This window comes from Pseudomonas shirazensis (assembly GCF_014268785.2).
In the GTDB taxonomy this organism is placed as follows: Bacteria; Pseudomonadota; Gammaproteobacteria; order Pseudomonadales; family Pseudomonadaceae; genus Aquipseudomonas; species Aquipseudomonas shirazensis.
The window spans coordinates 2,151,289-2,166,128 of the sequence record NZ_JABWRD020000001.1 but is presented as its reverse complement, the minus strand read 5'-3'; the positions used below and the strand labels follow the sequence as shown (position 1 = coordinate 2,166,128).

The 14,840-nt window shown below is 61.4% G+C and carries 14 protein-coding genes; 12 read left to right on the top strand and 2 right to left on the bottom strand.

All coding sequences use genetic code 11. The annotated features are described in order from the left end of the window. Positions 1 to 10 precede the first annotated feature (10 nt). The gene (gene rne, locus HU736_RS09890) at positions 11 to 3,265 is read right to left on the bottom strand and encodes a ribonuclease E (protein ID WP_186700111.1); all 3,255 of its coding nucleotides are present in this window, start codon (positions 3,263 to 3,265) and stop codon (positions 11 to 13) included. Positions 3,266 to 4,048: 783 nt separating this feature from the next. On the opposite strand from rne, the gene rluC reads away from it, so the two are divergent. From rluC to sppA, 3 genes are read left to right on the top strand one after another with little or no spacing between them, the layout of a single operon-like run. Continuing rightward, positions 4,049 to 5,014 (top strand): 23S rRNA pseudouridine(955/2504/2580) synthase RluC, encoded by a 966-nt coding sequence (gene rluC, locus HU736_RS09885; protein WP_101321498.1) that lies wholly within the window; start codon positions 4,049 to 4,051, stop codon positions 5,012 to 5,014. Continuing rightward, complete coding sequence (locus HU736_RS09880; protein ID WP_103438128.1) at positions 5,011 to 5,688, top strand: HAD family hydrolase; 678 nt, start codon at positions 5,011 to 5,013, stop codon at positions 5,686 to 5,688. Before rluC ends, HU736_RS09880 begins: the two co-directional genes overlap by 4 nt. A 6-nt stretch (positions 5,689 to 5,694) precedes the next feature. Next, a complete protein-coding gene (sppA, locus tag HU736_RS09875) occupies positions 5,695 to 6,684 on the top strand; it encodes a signal peptide peptidase SppA (protein WP_103438127.1) in 990 nt (329 codons plus the stop codon). A gap of 38 nt (positions 6,685 to 6,722) precedes the next feature. Here the strand turns inward: sppA and HU736_RS09870 are convergent, their stop codons facing one another. Continuing rightward, positions 6,723 to 7,301 carry a Maf family protein gene (locus HU736_RS09870; protein WP_103438126.1) on the bottom strand — a complete coding sequence of 193 codons (579 nt, stop codon included), beginning with the start codon at positions 7,299 to 7,301 and terminating at the stop codon, positions 6,723 to 6,725. A gap of 94 nt (positions 7,302 to 7,395) precedes the next feature. On the opposite strand from HU736_RS09870, the gene HU736_RS09865 reads away from it, so the two are divergent. From HU736_RS09865 to mltG, 9 genes are all read left to right on the top strand, one after another. Then, positions 7,396 to 7,923: a YceD family protein gene (locus tag HU736_RS09865; RefSeq protein WP_101321489.1), complete on the top strand. Its 528-nt coding sequence runs from the start codon at positions 7,396 to 7,398 to the stop codon at positions 7,921 to 7,923. A 13-nt stretch (positions 7,924 to 7,936) separates the two neighbouring features. After that, a complete protein-coding gene (gene rpmF, locus HU736_RS09860) occupies positions 7,937 to 8,119 on the top strand; it encodes a 50S ribosomal protein L32 (RefSeq protein ID WP_016485486.1) in 183 nt (60 codons plus the stop codon). A gap of 3 nt (positions 8,120 to 8,122) precedes the next feature. Then, positions 8,123 to 9,133 (top strand): phosphate acyltransferase PlsX, encoded by a 1,011-nt coding sequence (gene plsX / locus HU736_RS09855; RefSeq protein WP_103438125.1) that lies wholly within the window; start codon positions 8,123 to 8,125, stop codon positions 9,131 to 9,133. Positions 9,134 to 9,260: 127 nt separating this feature from the next. Continuing rightward, on the top strand, positions 9,261 to 10,199 hold the full coding sequence (gene fabD / locus HU736_RS09850; protein ID WP_103438124.1) for an ACP S-malonyltransferase: 939 nt from the start codon (positions 9,261 to 9,263) through the stop codon (positions 10,197 to 10,199). 16 nt (positions 10,200 to 10,215) lie between these two features. After that, on the top strand, positions 10,216 to 10,956 hold the full coding sequence (gene fabG, locus HU736_RS09845; protein ID WP_103438123.1) for a 3-oxoacyl-ACP reductase FabG: 741 nt from the start codon (positions 10,216 to 10,218) through the stop codon (positions 10,954 to 10,956). Between the two features lie 215 nt (positions 10,957 to 11,171). After that, positions 11,172 to 11,408 carry an acyl carrier protein gene (acpP, locus tag HU736_RS09840; protein ID WP_004371293.1) on the top strand — a complete coding sequence of 79 codons (237 nt, stop codon included), beginning with the start codon at positions 11,172 to 11,174 and terminating at the stop codon, positions 11,406 to 11,408. Positions 11,409 to 11,577: 169 nt separating this feature from the next. Then, positions 11,578 to 12,822, top strand: coding sequence for a beta-ketoacyl-ACP synthase II (gene fabF, locus HU736_RS09835; RefSeq protein ID WP_103438122.1), 1,245 nt, complete (start codon positions 11,578 to 11,580; stop codon positions 12,820 to 12,822). Continuing rightward, positions 12,822 to 13,643: an aminodeoxychorismate lyase gene (gene pabC / locus HU736_RS09830; protein WP_103438121.1), complete on the top strand. Its 822-nt coding sequence runs from the start codon at positions 12,822 to 12,824 to the stop codon at positions 13,641 to 13,643. The genes fabF and pabC overlap by 1 nt, the downstream gene beginning before the upstream one ends. A 3-nt stretch (positions 13,644 to 13,646) precedes the next feature. Next, complete coding sequence (mltG, locus tag HU736_RS09825; protein ID WP_186700113.1) at positions 13,647 to 14,840, top strand: endolytic transglycosylase MltG; 1,194 nt, start codon at positions 13,647 to 13,649, stop codon at positions 14,838 to 14,840.

Below are 14,840 nucleotides of genomic sequence, written 5' to 3'. Positions count from 1 at the left end.
GCCGTGGTTATCAACCGTGATGAGGCTTGTGCTCATCGGTCGATGCCTGGGCCTGAGCTGCGGCAGCAGCGGCCTCGGCTTCACGCTTGCGGCGACGCACTTCACGTGGGTCGTTCGGTGCGCGACCGTTGGCCAGCATTACAGGCGCCGGTTCAGCCGCTACAGGCGCTGCCTCGACAACTTCTGGCTTGGCTTCAACCGGTGCAGCCTGCTCGACCACCGGTGCTTCGACTGGCGCGGCCGCTGGGGCCTCGGCAACGTGCACTGGCTTCTCGGCTTCACCCGACTCGACCACGGCGGCTTCAACCACTGGAGCTTCGGCGGCTGGTGCCTCGATCACTGGCGCTTCAGCAACTGGCGCTGCAGTTTCCAATTCTGCGGCAGCAACCGGGGTTGCTTCAACTGCAGGTGCTTCGACTACGGGCTGCGGCGCAACCTCGACAACCGGCTCGATGCTCGGCTCGACCACTGCAACCGGCTCGCTGACAGGCTGCTCGACCACAGGGGCGATCGCAACGTCATCAGCTTGCTGTGCAGGCTCGGCTGGCAGGGCGATAACTTCACCGCTAGCCGCTTCAGGCGTTTGGGTAGAAGCGATTTCAGCCTGCTGATTGGCTTGTGCTTCGGCTGCAGCGCTGATGTTGCTGGTGGCAACAGCGGCAGTTACGGCCAGGCCAGCGGCCAGGTCGGCACCCAGATCAGTCGCCTGACGTGGTTGCTGTTCTTCACCGTTTTCGTTGCCTTCGCTGCCTTCTTCGTCGCCATCGATCAGATCGCCATTGGCATTGCGCTGACGTTCACGACGGTTACTGCGACGACGCTGGCCGCGCGAGCGACGACGTGGGCGTTCGCCATCAGTGCCTTCTTGTTCGTCCTGCTGCAGCTCGTCGTTCGGCAGTTGCTCATCGGCGATCTCTGCGGCCTGCTCGTCAGCCTGGGCGGCTGGGCGCAGTTGACGCTCTTCCTGCGGCACACGTTCTTCACGTGGAGCGCGTTCTTCGCGAGGTGCGCGTTCTTCACGTGGAGCACGTTCTTCGCGAGGGGCGCGTTCTTCACGTGGAGCACGTTCTTCGCGAGGTGCGCGTTCTTCACGTGGAGCACGTTCTTCACGTGGAGCACGTTCTTCGCGAGGGGCACGTTCTTCACGAGGAGCGCGCTCTTCACGCGGAGCGCGTTCTTCAGTAGATGCAGGGGTAGCGTCAAGTGGCTCACGCAGCTCACGCACAGGGCGCTCGTCACGGTTGCCGCGACGTGGGCGATCTTCACGTGGAGCACGTTCCTCGCGTGGAGCGCGTTCTTCACGCGGCGCACGTTCTTCACGCGGTGCGCGCTCTTCACGCGGTGCACGCTCTTCACGTGGAGCGCGTTCTTCACGTGGAGCGCGTTCTTCACGCGGTGCACGCTCTTCGCGCGGCTTGCGCTCTTCGTCGCGACGACCGTTACGGTTACGGCTCTGCTGACGACCGTTGCGGCGCTCTTCGTTGCGCTGTGGGCGCTCGGTAACAGGCTTCTCGGTGGCAGCTGGTGCAGCGACCGGTTCTTCCTTGGCGGCAAACAGGCTCACCAGCGATTTGACCAGGCCTTTGAACAGGCTTGGCTCAGGCATGCTTGGTACTGGCGCAGCAGCAACCGGAGCAGCCTCTTCGACAGCAGCCGGTACCGGAGCATTGGTACGCGGTGGAGCGGTCTTGACCGCAGCTTCCTGGCGAACCAGGGTGCGGGTCGCGGCCTGCTGTGGCGCTTCCTCGGTTTCGGTGGTGGCGATTTCGTAGCTGGACTGGTTGGTCAGCACTTCCGGATTGTCGTCGCGCAGGCGCTGGACTTCGAAGTGCGGGGTTTCCAGGTGGTCATTCGGCAGAATGATGATGCGAGCACGGGTGCGCATCTCGATCTTGGTGATCGAGTTGCGTTTCTCGTTGAGCAGGAACGCGGCAACCGGGATTGGCACCTGCGCGCGCACTTCGGCAGTGCGGTCTTTCAGGGCTTCTTCTTCGATCAGGCGCAGGATCGCCAGCGACAGCGACTCGACGTCACGGATGATGCCGGTGCCCGAGCAGCGTGGGCAGACGATGCCGCTGCTTTCACCCAGCGATGGACGCAGGCGTTGGCGCGACATTTCCAGCAGGCCGAAGCGCGAGATGCGGCCAACCTGGACGCGAGCACGGTCGGCCTCGAGGCATTCACGCACACGCTCTTCGACCGCACGCTGGTTTTTTGCCGGGGTCATGTCGATGAAGTCGATGACGATCAGGCCGCCGATATCACGCAGACGCAGTTGGCGGGCAATTTCTTCAGCCGCTTCCAGGTTGGTCTGCAGGGCGGTTTCTTCGATGTCGCTGCCTTTGGTGGCACGCGCCGAGTTGATGTCGATCGACACCAGCGCCTCGGTTGGGTCGATCACGATCGAACCGCCCGAGGGCAGCTCGACGACGCGCTGGAAGGCGGTCTCGATCTGGCTTTCGATCTGGAAGCGGTTGAACAGTGGCACGCTGTCTTCGTACAGCTTGACCTTGCTGGCGTACTGCGGCATCACCTGGCGGATGAAGGTCAGAGCTTCTTCCTGGGCTTCGATGCTGTCGATCAGGACTTCGCCGATATCCTGGCGCAGGTAGTCGCGGATGGCGCGGATGATGACGTTGCTTTCCTGGTAGATCAGGAACGGCGCGGTGCGGTCCAGCGAGGCTTCCTTGATGGCGGTCCACAGCTGCAGCAGGTAGTCGAGGTCCCACTGCATTTCTTCGCTGCTGCGGCCAAGGCCGGCAGTGCGCACGATCAGGCCCATGTCGCCTGGTACGGTCAGCCCGTTGAGGGCTTCACGCAGCTCGTTGCGCTCTTCGCCTTCGATACGGCGGGAGATGCCGCCAGCACGTGGGTTGTTTGGCATCAGCACCAGGTAACGGCCAGCCAGGCTGATGAAGGTGGTCAGGGCGGCGCCTTTGTTGCCGCGCTCTTCCTTCTCGACCTGGACGATGACTTCCTGGCCTTCGGTGAGTACTTCCTTGATGTTGACGCGGCCTTCTGGGGCCTTCTTGAAGTACTCGCGGGAGATTTCTTTCAGCGGCAGGAAGCCGTGACGGTCGGAGCCGAAGTCGACGAAGGCGGCTTCGAGGCTGGGCTCGATCCGGGTGATCTTGCCTTTGTAGATGTTGGCCTTTTTCTGCTCACGGGCGCCGGATTCGATATCCAGGTCGTAGAGGCGTTGGCCATCCACCAGGGCTACACGCAACTCTTCGGGTTGAGTTGCGTTAATCAGCATTCTTTTCATGTTGTACCGTCGGTTTCCGGGCTGCCGGAAACGGCGTTCGGCACACACGACTTCTCATGGTCGGTGTCAAGGTGCGCAAAGGGTGGCGAACCACCCCCGTGTCGGCGACGTTCGGCACCAGCCGGTTGCCCAGCCTGCCGTTGTCGCGACGACGCGTCCTGTTGCTGCGGTGCTGTGGGCCTGTGGTATCGGGATCAACCTGGCAGGCCTGGTGCACTCAGTCAGGAGGAGGAATCAACCGTCAGCCGTGGACGCCTACGTGGCATCTGTAAGGACCTTATCCGCTCGCCGCCCATTACAGTGGGGCGGTGGCCGGACGCGGTGCTACACGGTCCGAGGGCTGTGCATCTCCACCCTGCACGTATCCCTGATAATTCGGGTGCTGCCGCGCGCTGAATCCGCAACGGGTTGCATTTTTCGCCATCTTCATAAGGGAAGCTGGCGCCATTCATGTCCAAGGCAGGTATTTCCGAAGCATTCGCCGGGTGTAGGAGGAAGTGACGATGGCGGTGCAGAGACACGGCGAAAAAAGCCAGTTAAGCAGATGAACTACCACACTTATGATTCTTTTCGGTCTTCTCTACCCGGCGCGAGTGGCGCTTCCAGGTGTTTCGATAAACTGGCGAAAGCCCCGTAGGACGGCCTCGCGTCCTCGAGAATTGCGTTGGTCAGGGGCTGGCAAAGCGCCGTGTACCGCTGGCCCACCGCTTTTGGCGGCGTTCGCGACTATAGCAGCAATGATTAAGTGCTTCAATTCCCTAAAAAATTGTTATTATCAGCGCCATGACTACCAATACCCCTCCGACTTCCGGCGTTCAGCTGATCGAAGTCGCGCCGGAGCTTGCCGGCCAACGAATCGACAATTTCCTGATCACGGCGCTCAAGGGCGTGCCTCGCACCCTGGTCTACCGCATCCTGCGCAAGGGTGAAGTGCGGGTCAACAAGGGTCGGGTCAAGCCTGAATACAAGATCCAGGCCGGCGACATCGTGCGCGTGCCACCGGTGCGTCTGCCCGAGCGTGACGAGCCGGTGCCGGTGGCACAATCGCTGTTGCAGCGCCTGGAGGCGGCCATTGTCTATGAAGACAAGGCGCTCATCGTGCTCAACAAACCGGCCGGCATCGCCGTGCATGGCGGCAGCGGCCTGAGCTTTGGCGTGATCGAAGCGTTTCGCCAGTTGCGCCCGGACGCCAAGGAACTGGAGCTGGTGCACCGGCTCGACCGCGACACTTCCGGCCTGCTGATGATCGCCAAGAAGCGCAGCATGTTGCGCCATCTGCACGCTGCCCTGCGCGGTGATGGCGTCGACAAGCGCTACATGGCGCTGGTGCGTGGCAACTGGCCAACCGCGAAGAAACAGGTCAATGCCCCATTGCAGAAGAGCAACCTGCGTTCTGGCGAGCGTATGGTCGAGGTCAACGAAGAGGGCAAGGAAGCGCTGACCTTGTTCAAGGTGCTGCGCCGTTTCGGCGACTTCGCCACCATGATCGAAGCGCGTCCGATCACCGGTCGCACCCATCAGATCCGCGTGCACGCCCTGCATGCCGGGCACATGATTGCTGGCGACAACAAATACGGCGATGAAGAATTCTCCCGCGAGATTCGTGATCTCGGCGGCAAGCGCCTGTTCCTGCATGCCTATGCCCTGACCGTGCCGCTGCCCGATGGCGGCGAGCTCAAGGTTGAAGCACCGGTCGACGAAATGTGGGCCAAGACTGTAGAGCGCCTGGCGCGGCCTGACTTCACATGAGCAAACCCTACGAGCTGCTGATTTTTGACTGGGATGGCACCCTGGCTGACTCTGTCGGGCGCATCGTTCTGGCGATGAATCAGGCCGCTGAGCGCGCCGGTGAGGCGCCCAGTGCCGAGGATGCAATCAAGGGCATTATCGGCCTGGCCCTGGGCGAGGCGATCTGGACCCTGTATCCGCATCTTGAGCCGCTGCAGGTCGAACGCTTCCGTCAGCACTATGCTGATGTGTACATGGCGCTGGATCAGCAGCCGTCACCGTTGTTTGACGGCGTGGTCGAGTCGCTGGATGCGTTTCGCGCCCACGGCTATCGCCTGGCAGTAGCTACTGGCAAGGCCCGTCGCGGGCTCGATCGGGTGCTCAAGGCCAATGGCTGGGAAGACTTTTTCGATATCACTCGGGCGGCTGATGAAACCCGCGGCAAGCCGCACCCATTGATGCTTGAAGAAATTCTTGCCCATTGCCGCGCCGAACCCGGCCAGGCGCTGATGGTCGGAGATTCTGCGTTCGACCTGCAAATGGCCAACAACGCCGGCATGCACTCGGTGGCTGTCGGTTACGGGGCTATGTCGCTGCAGGCGCTGGCAGAGTTCGGGCCGCAGGTGTGCATCGATCACTTTTCCCAGCTGCGCGAGTGGTTGGCAGGTTCGGCGCAATTATCAATTCCAAGGTAGGTGAGCATGGCTGACGAGTGGAAAGCGCCCGAGACCGAAGTGGTCGAGAGTGAGGATCGCAAGAGCTGGAAGCTGCTGGAGAAAACCCTCCTTGCTGGTGTGCAGGAGCAGCGTCGAGCGCGACGCTGGGGGATCTTCTTCAAGCTGCTGACGTTCCTTTACCTGTTCGGCATCCTGTTCCTGTTCTCGCCGCTGATGAGTATGGACGGCGCTGCTTCGCGCAGTGGCAGCCATACCGCACTGGTCGAGGTGCGTGGGGTTATTGCTGATCAGGAGGCGGCCAGTGCCGACAACCTGATCAAGAGCCTGCGCGAGGCATTCAAGGATGCCAATACCAAAGCAGTGGTGATGCGTATCAACAGCCCAGGCGGCAGCCCGGTGCAGTCCGGTTACGTCTATGACGAGATTCGCCGCCTGCGCGCCGAATACCCGCAGATCAAGCTGTACGCAGTGATCACCGATCTTGGTGCCTCGGGTGCCTATTACATCGCCAGTGCTGCCGATGAGATCTATGCCGACAAGGCCAGCCTGGTCGGCTCGATCGGCGTTACCGCAGCGGGCTATGGCTTTGTCGGTGCCATGGACAAGCTGGGCATCGAGCGGCGCACCTATACGGCGGGTGAGCACAAGGCGTTCCTTGATCCATTCTCGCCGCAAAAACCTGAAGAAACCGAGTTCTGGCAGGGCGTGCTCAACACCACTCACCAGCAGTTCATTGCCATGGTCAAACAGGGGCGTGGTGATAGGCTCAAGGACAAAGAGCACCCTGAGCTGTTCAGTGGCCTGATCTGGTCCGGTGAGCAGGCCAAGGCGCTAGGTCTGGTAGATGGTCTGGGCAGTGCCAGCTATGTCGCCAGAGACATCGTTGGCGAGAAGAATCTGGTCGATTTCACAGTCCAGGAGTCGCCGTTCGACCGTTTCTCCAAACGCATCGGCGCCAGCGTAGCTGAGCACCTGGCAATGTGGATGGGCTTCCAGGGACCGACCCTGCGCTAAGCGCTGCTGGCCTGTGCGTGCAGGCCAGCAGTTTCCCTTCAGGGCACCTGTACGCCTTCTTCCAGCAGCATATCCACCAGGCGAATAAGCGGCAGCCCGATCAGGCTGGTCGCGTCGCTGCCATGGGTGCTCTGGAACAGGCTTGCCCCCAATCCCTCGGCTTTGAAACTGCCGGCGCAGTCGTAAGGCTGCTCTGCGCGCAGATAGCGCTCGATACTGGCCTGGCTCAACTCGCGCATGACCACCGTGAACGGCACGCAGTCGACCTGACAATGGCCGCTGCTGCTGTTGAGCAGCGCCAGGCCGGTCAGAAAGGTGACCTGTTGGCCACTGGCGGCAAGCAGCTGCTCGCGGGCGCGCTCGAACGTATGTGGCTTGCCGAGGATCTGTTCGCCCAGCACCGCGACCTGGTCAGAGCCGATGATCAGATGGCCGGGGTGGGCTGCGGCCAATGCCTCGGCCTTTTGCTGCGCCAGGCGCTTGACCAGCGCGATGGCGGGTTCGTCCGGCAGGCGCTGTTCGTCTAGGTCGGGGCTTGCCGAGGTGAAGGGCAGGCGCAGGCGGGTGAGCAATTCGCGGCGGTAGGCAGAGCTGGAAGCCAGTAACAGGGGCAGCATGGTAGACTCCTTGGCAGATCAACCGATTCTATCATCCACTTGCCACCGAATTTCCTTTGACAGGGGCGGGGGCCATCCCTAGAATGCTGCGCCTATGTTGAATGACCCGATTCCACCTCACGTTGACCCGCGCAAATTAGCCGATCGTGGCGTAACCCTTCAAGGTTCGTTGCAACTCGCTGATTTGGAAAGACTCTGCGACCCGCTTTCCGACAATGTCGGTACGGTGCAGGCGAAGTTCGATTTTGAACGAGATGAACAGCATGCCGTGGTTATCCACAGTGAGCTCGACGTCGAAGTCAAAATGGTTTGCCAGCGTTGTCTTGAGCTGGTCACCCTGCCGATCCACAGCGAGTGTTCGTACGCGGTGGTGAAGGAGGGTGCGAATACCCAGTCGTTGCCGAAAGGCTATGACGTGCTGGAACTGGGCGAAGATCCTTTGGATCTGCAGGCGCTGATCGAGGAAGAGCTTTTGCTCGCCTTGCCCATCGTGCCTGCTCATCATCCGGAAGAATGCCAGCAGCCGGCGGGCCTCGATGAGCCCGAATCGAGCGAGGACGAGGTAACGCGGTCCAACCCGTTCAGCGTCCTGGCGCAGTTAAAGCGTGACCCAAACGTTTAGGAGTTAATCAATTATGGCTGTTCAGCAGAACAAAAAATCCCGCTCTGCCCGTGACATGCGTCGTTCGCACGATGCCCTGTCGGAAAACGCGCTGTCGGTAGAAAAAACCACCGGTGAAATTCACCTGCGTCACCACGTTTCGCCAGAAGGCGTTTACCGTGGCCGCAAAGTGATCGACAAGGGCGCTGACGAGTAAATCTTGTCCGCTCAGATCATCGCGATCGACGCAATGGGCGGGGACTTCGGTCCCCGCAACATTGTTCAGGCAAGTATCGCTTGCCTCTCGGCTACGCCCTCGCTGCACCTGACCCTCGTCGGTCAACCCTCCCTTCTTGAACCACTCGTCAGCGGCCTAGCAGCTGCCGATCGCGCGCGCCTGCAAATTGTCGCGGCCAGTGAAGTGGTGGAGATGGATGAGCGGCCCTCGCAAGCGTTGCGCAGCAAGCCTGATTCGTCGATGCGCATTGCCCTTGAACTGGTGCGGGACGGCAAGGCCCAGGCCTGCGTCAGTGCCGGCAATACCGGTGCACTGATGGCGCTGTCGCGCTTTGTCCTCAAGACCGTGCCAGGCATTGATCGGCCGGCCATGGTGGCGGCGATCCCGACCCAGTCAGGCTTTTGCCAGTTGCTCGATCTGGGCGCCAACGTTGACTGCAGTGCCGAGCATCTCTACCAGTTCGCGTTGATGGGCTCGGTGGCGGCGCAGGCCTTGGGCATTCAGCGCCCACGCGTTGCGCTGCTCAACATCGGCACCGAAGACATCAAGGGTAATCAGCAGGTCAAGCTGGCGGCAACGCTGCTGCAGAATGCTCGCGGTATCAACTACGTCGGCTTTGTCGAGGGTGATGGCCTGTATCGCGGTGAAGCCGATGTAGTGGTGTGTGACGGCTTTGTCGGCAATATCCTGCTCAAGTCCAGCGAGGGTCTGGCAACCATGATCAGTACCAGAATCGAGGCGCTGTTCAAGAGGGGGGTGCTGGCGCGCGCCGTCGGCGTGCTGGCCATGCCGCTGCTCAAACGCCTGCAGGCTGACCTGGCGCCTGCACGGCACAACGGTGCGAGTTTTCTCGGTCTGCAGGGCATCGTCATCAAGAGTCACGGTTCGGCAGGGGTAGAAGGCCTGCAGAGCGCTATCCAGCGGGCGCTGATCGAGATCGAGGAAAACCTGCCAGGGCGCCTGCACAGCCGCCTCGAAGACCTGCTGCCTTAGGCATAATCGCCATGAGGTGGTTAAATGTGACCGCTGGGTTTTCGTATTCATCCAAGTTTTCAGATTCTGCGTACAGCCATGGGCTGGGCGCATCCTCTCCGACGACAAGATCATAAGGGCTTGTTCAATGTCTGCATCCCTCGCATTTGTCTTTCCGGGTCAAGGTTCCCAATCGCTGGGCATGCTCGCCGAAATCGGCGCAGTAGAGCCGGTAATCGTCGAAACCTTCAAGGAAGCTTCCGACGCTCTGGGCTACGACCTGTGGGCACTGGTTCAGCAAGGTCCGGAAGAGCAACTCAATCAAACCGACAAGACTCAGCCGGCCATCCTCACCGCCTCCATTGCGTTGTGGCGCCTGTGGCTGGCCCAAGGCGGCGCAAAGCCTGCGTTCGTCGCCGGGCATAGCCTTGGCGAGTACAGCGCGTTGGTAGCGGCCGGTAGCCTCAGCCTGAAAGACGCGGTGCGCCTGGTCGAGCGCCGTGGCCAGCTGATGCAGGAAGCAGTCCCGGCAGGCCATGGCGGCATGGCCGCGATTCTCGGTCTGGACGACGAGGTCGTGGTCGCCATCTGCGCTGAAGCAGCAGAAGACCAAGTGGTCAGCGCGGTCAACTTCAACTCGCCAGGGCAGGTGGTCATTGCTGGCAACAAGGCAGCAGTAGATCGCGCCATGGAGCTGTGCAAGGCCAAGGGCGCCAAACGCGCCTTGCCGCTGGCGGTCAGCGTGCCGTCGCACTGCGCCCTGATGCAGCCTGCTGCCGAGCGCTTTGCCGAGTCGGTCAACGCCATCGAATGGCAGGCGCCGCAGATCCCGGTGGTGCAGAACGTTTCTGCAGCCATCCCAGCTGACCTGAGCGTGCTCAAGCAAGACCTGCTGGCCCAGTTGTACCAGCCCGTGCGCTGGGTTGAATGCGTGCAGACCCTGGCGGCCAATGGCGCGGTCAATCTGGTCGAGTGCGGCCCGGGCAAGGTCCTGGCCGGCCTGAACAAGCGTTGCGCTGATGGCGTGACCACCTACAACCTCAATACCCCTGATGCCATCGCCGCCACCCGTGCGGCGCTGGCCTGAAACTGGAGAAGCTTGCATGAGCCTGCAAGGTAAAGTTGCACTGGTCACCGGCGCCAGCCGTGGTATCGGCCAGGCCATCGCCCTCGAGCTGGGCCGTCAGGGCGCTACCGTCATCGGTACCGCGACCTCGGCCTCGGGCGCCGAGCGCATTGCTGCCACGCTCAAGGAGCATGGCATCACCGGCACCGGCATGGAGCTGAACGTGACTGATGAAGCGTCGGTCAACGGCGTTCTGGCCGCGATCCAGGAACAGTTCGGCACTACCTCGATCCTGATCAACAACGCCGGCATCACCCGCGACAACCTGATGCTGCGGATGAAAGACGACGAGTGGTTCGACGTGATCGACACCAACCTCAACAGCCTCTACCGCCTGTCCAAGGGCGTGCTGCGCGGCATGACCAAGGCGCGTTGGGGCCGCATTATCAGCATCGGCTCGGTTGTGGGTGCCATGGGCAACGCCGGTCAGGTAAACTATGCCGCCGCCAAAGCCGGTCTGGAAGGTTTCAGCCGTGCTCTGGCACGTGAAGTCGGGTCGCGCAACATCACTGTCAACTCGGTAACTCCAGGTTTTATCGACACCGATATGACCCGTGAACTGCCAGAGGCTCAACGTGAAGCGTTGCAGACCCAGATTCCGCTGGGCCGTCTGGGTCAAGCCGACGAAATCGCCAAGGTAGTTGCTTTCCTGGCGTCCGACGGCGCAGCCTATGTCACAGGTGCTACAGTGCCTGTGAACGGCGGGATGTACATGTAACATCGCAACTCAATGTGACGGATTGCTTCAAAAAAGAGTCATACTCCGAGCTTAAAATCCGTTATAAAGCTGCAACCAGATTCCGGGCAGAGGGTCGAGTGACCACTTAGCCAGTTGATGGCGGGGCGCGTTACGCTTGAAAAGCAGGCGTCTTGCTATAAACTCGGTCACCGGCCAGCTGCCTGACATATGTCTATTAGGAGTGAAAATTAGGTATGAGCACCATCGAAGAGCGCGTCAAGAAAATCGTCGCCGAGCAACTGGGCGTCAAGGAAGAAGAAGTAACTAACAGTGCTTCTTTCGTAGAAGACTTGGGTGCAGATTCGCTTGACACCGTTGAGCTGGTGATGGCTCTGGAAGAGGAATTCGAGACCGAAATCCCTGACGAAGAAGCCGAAAAAATCACTACCGTTCAAGCTGCTATCGACTACGTCACCAGCCACCAGGCTTAAGACGTCTGTAGTCGACGCTTCTTGTCGGGGAAAACCGCACTGCCGTCACTGGCGTGCGGTTTTTTCTTTGCGAGATGTGTGAAGCAGGCACCAAGAGCCTTTTGCCATTGCCTTTTGCTGCAAAATGCAACGGCAAGAGACTCTGTTATTGGACAATGAGGAGAGTACTGTGTCGCGTAGACGCGTCGTGGTCACTGGTATGGGCATGCTGTCGCCGCTGGGTACCGATGTACCGAGTACCTGGCAGGGCATTCTGGCTGGCCGCAGTGGCATCGGTCTGATCGAACACTCCGATCTGACGGCCTACTCCACCCGTTTTGGCGGCTCGGTGAAAGGCTTTGAAGTCGAGCAGTACCTGTCGGTCAAAGAGGCCCGCAAGCTCGACCTGTTCATTCAATACGGCCTGGCCGCAGGTTTCCAGGCGTTCCGTAACGCCGGGCTGGAAATCAACGACAGCAACCGTGAGCGGATCGGCGTGGCCATGGGCTCCGGCATCGGCGGCCTGACCAATATCGAAGAGACCAGCCGGACCCTGCACGAGCAAGGCCCGCGGCGCATCTCGCCGTTCTTTGTGCCTGGTTCGATCATCAACATGATCTCCGGCTTCCTGTCGATCCATTTGGGTCTGCAGGGTCCGAACTATGCCATCGCCACTGCCTGCACCACCGGCACCCATTGCATCGGCATGGCCGCGCGCAACATTGCCTACGGTGAAGCCGATGTGATGATCGCCGGCGGCGCTGAAATGGCTGCGTGTGGCCTGGGCATGGGCGGTTTCGGTGCTTCGCGTGCGCTGTCGACGCGCAATGACGAGCCAACCCGGGCCAGTCGGCCGTGGGACAAGGGCCGTGATGGTTTCGTGCTGTCCGACGGTGCCGGTGCACTGGTGCTCGAAGAGCTCGAGCACGCCAAGGCGCGCGGCGCCACCATCTATGCCGAGCTGGTTGGCTTTGGTATGAGCGGTGATGCCTATCACATGACCTCGCCACCGGATTCCGGTGAGGGTGCGGCGCGCTGCATGACCAACGCCCTGCGCGATGCCGGCATCGCCCCGGAAGAAGTCAGCTACATCAATGCACATGGCACCTCGACCCCGGCCGGCGATATCGCCGAAGTGGCCGCGATCAAGCGTGTGTTCGGTGAGCATGCGTACAAGGTGGCAGTCAGCTCGACCAAGTCGATGACGGGTCACCTGCTCGGTGCTGCCGGTGCCGTGGAAGCGATCTTCAGCGTGCTGGCAATCAACAGCCAGATGGCGCCGCCGACCATCAACCTGGACGAGCCGGACGAGGGCTGCGATCTCGACTTCGTTGCCCATCACGCCCGCAGCATGCCGATCGACGTGGTGCTGTCCAACTCGTTCGGCTTTGGTGGTACCAACGGCTCGCTGGTGTTCCGCCGGTTCGCCGACTGATGCACAGCTGGATCGACGGCCAACCCGCGGCTGCAGTCAACCTGCACAACCGCGGGCTGGCCTACGGCGATGGTCTGTTCGAAACCATCGCCGTGCGTGCCGGCAAGCCCAGCTTGCTGGAGCTGCACTTGCAGCGCCTGGCACTGGGCTGCCAGCGACTGGCTATCAGCATCGACCTGCCGTTGGTGCGCGACGAACTGCTGCGCTTTGCCAGCCAGCTCGGCGACGGCGTCGCCAAGCTGATCGTTACCCGTGGCGATAGCCAGCGCGGCTACGCTCCAGGCGTTGGCGTCGCGGCTCGGCGCATCCTTCAGGGTAGCCCGCTGCCACAGTATCCCGCAGTCAATGCCGAGCAAGGCGTGCGTTTGTTCGCCTGCCAGACGCGCCTCGCGGAACAACCCCTGCTGGCCGGCCTCAAACACCTCAATCGCCTTGAGCAAGTGCTTGCCCGCGCCGAATGGCAGGACGCTGAGCACGCCGAAGGGCTGGTCTGTGACAGCCACGGGCGGGTCATTGAGGGCGTTTACAGCAATCTGTTCATGGTTCGTGGCGGGGTGCTGCAAACGCCTGAGCTGAGTCGCTGCGGTGTAGCCGGGGTAATGCGCGGCGCCTTGCTGGCGCAAGCGCCGGCACTGGGTATCAGCGTGCAGGTGAGTGATCTGGCCCTGGCTGACCTGGAACAGGCCGAGGAAGTCTTTCTCTGCAACAGCGTGTATGGAATCTGGCCGGTACTGGAGTGCTCTGCGCTCAAGCTGAACTGGCCGGCGGGGCCGCTCACCCGTAAACTGCAGGCCGTTGCCCGGACGTTACTGGATACCTGATTCGTGAGACGCAAATTTCTCCTGCTGCTGGAAATAGGCCTGATCCTAGCCGGTCTGGCGTTGGGCTGGTCGGCCTGGAAAGTCCATTCGGCCCTTGAGCAGCCCCTGCACGTCGAGCAGGAGCGGATGCTCGAGGTGCCCAACGGCACCACACCCAATCGCATGTTCTACCGCATGCAGACTGACGGCTTGCTCGACGATGCCGTCTGGCTGCGCCTCTACTGGCGCTTCAACATGGCCGGCACGCCACTGCATACCGGTGAATACCGGCTGACACCTGGCATGACCGTCAACCAGCTGTTCGATGCCTGGCGCCGTGGCGATGTTGTGCAGTACAACCTGACTCTGGTCGAGGGCTGGACCTTCCGCCAGGTGCGCGCGGCAGTGGCCAAGCACGAGAAAATCACCCAGACCTTGGACGGCCTGTCCGATGCCGAGGTGATGGAAAAACTCGGCCATAGTGGCGTGTTCCCTGAGGGGCGCTTCTTTCCGGATACCTACCGTTTCGTGCGTGGCATGAGCGATGTCGAGTTCCTGCAGCAGGCGTACATGCGTCTTGAGCAAGTGTTGGCCAAGGAATGGGCCGAGCGGGCCACCGATCTGCCTTACCGAGACCCGTACCAGGCGCTGATCATGGCTTCGCTGGTCGAGAAGGAAACCGGTATCCCGCAAGAGCGCGCGCAGATTGCTGGGGTGTTCGTGCGGCGCCTGCGGCTGGGTATGATGCTGCAGACCGACCCGACCGTGATCTATGGCATGGGCGAGCGCTATAACGGCAAGATCACCCGGGCCGACCTGCGTGAACCGACACCCTACAATACCTATACCATCAGTGGCCTGCCGCCGACACCGATCGCTATCGTCGGCCGCGAGGCGATTCATGCCGCGCTGAACCCGGCCAACGGCACCAGTTTGTACTTCGTTGCGCGGGGCGACGGCAGTCACGTGTTTTCCGACGACCTCGACAACCACAACTCGGCAGTGCGCGAGTATCAACTCAAGCGCCGCAGCGACTACCGCTCCAGCCCCGCGCCGCAGGCGCAGCCGGGTGCGATTGACCAGCCAGAACCGGCAGCGGGAGATCAGCCGACACCTGCTGCGGATGCACCGGCAGACGCACCTGCGTCGACCCCGCCAACCGTACCGGCGACCGACGCTGCCCCCGCAGCGGCGCCGACACCCGATGACAAACCCTAA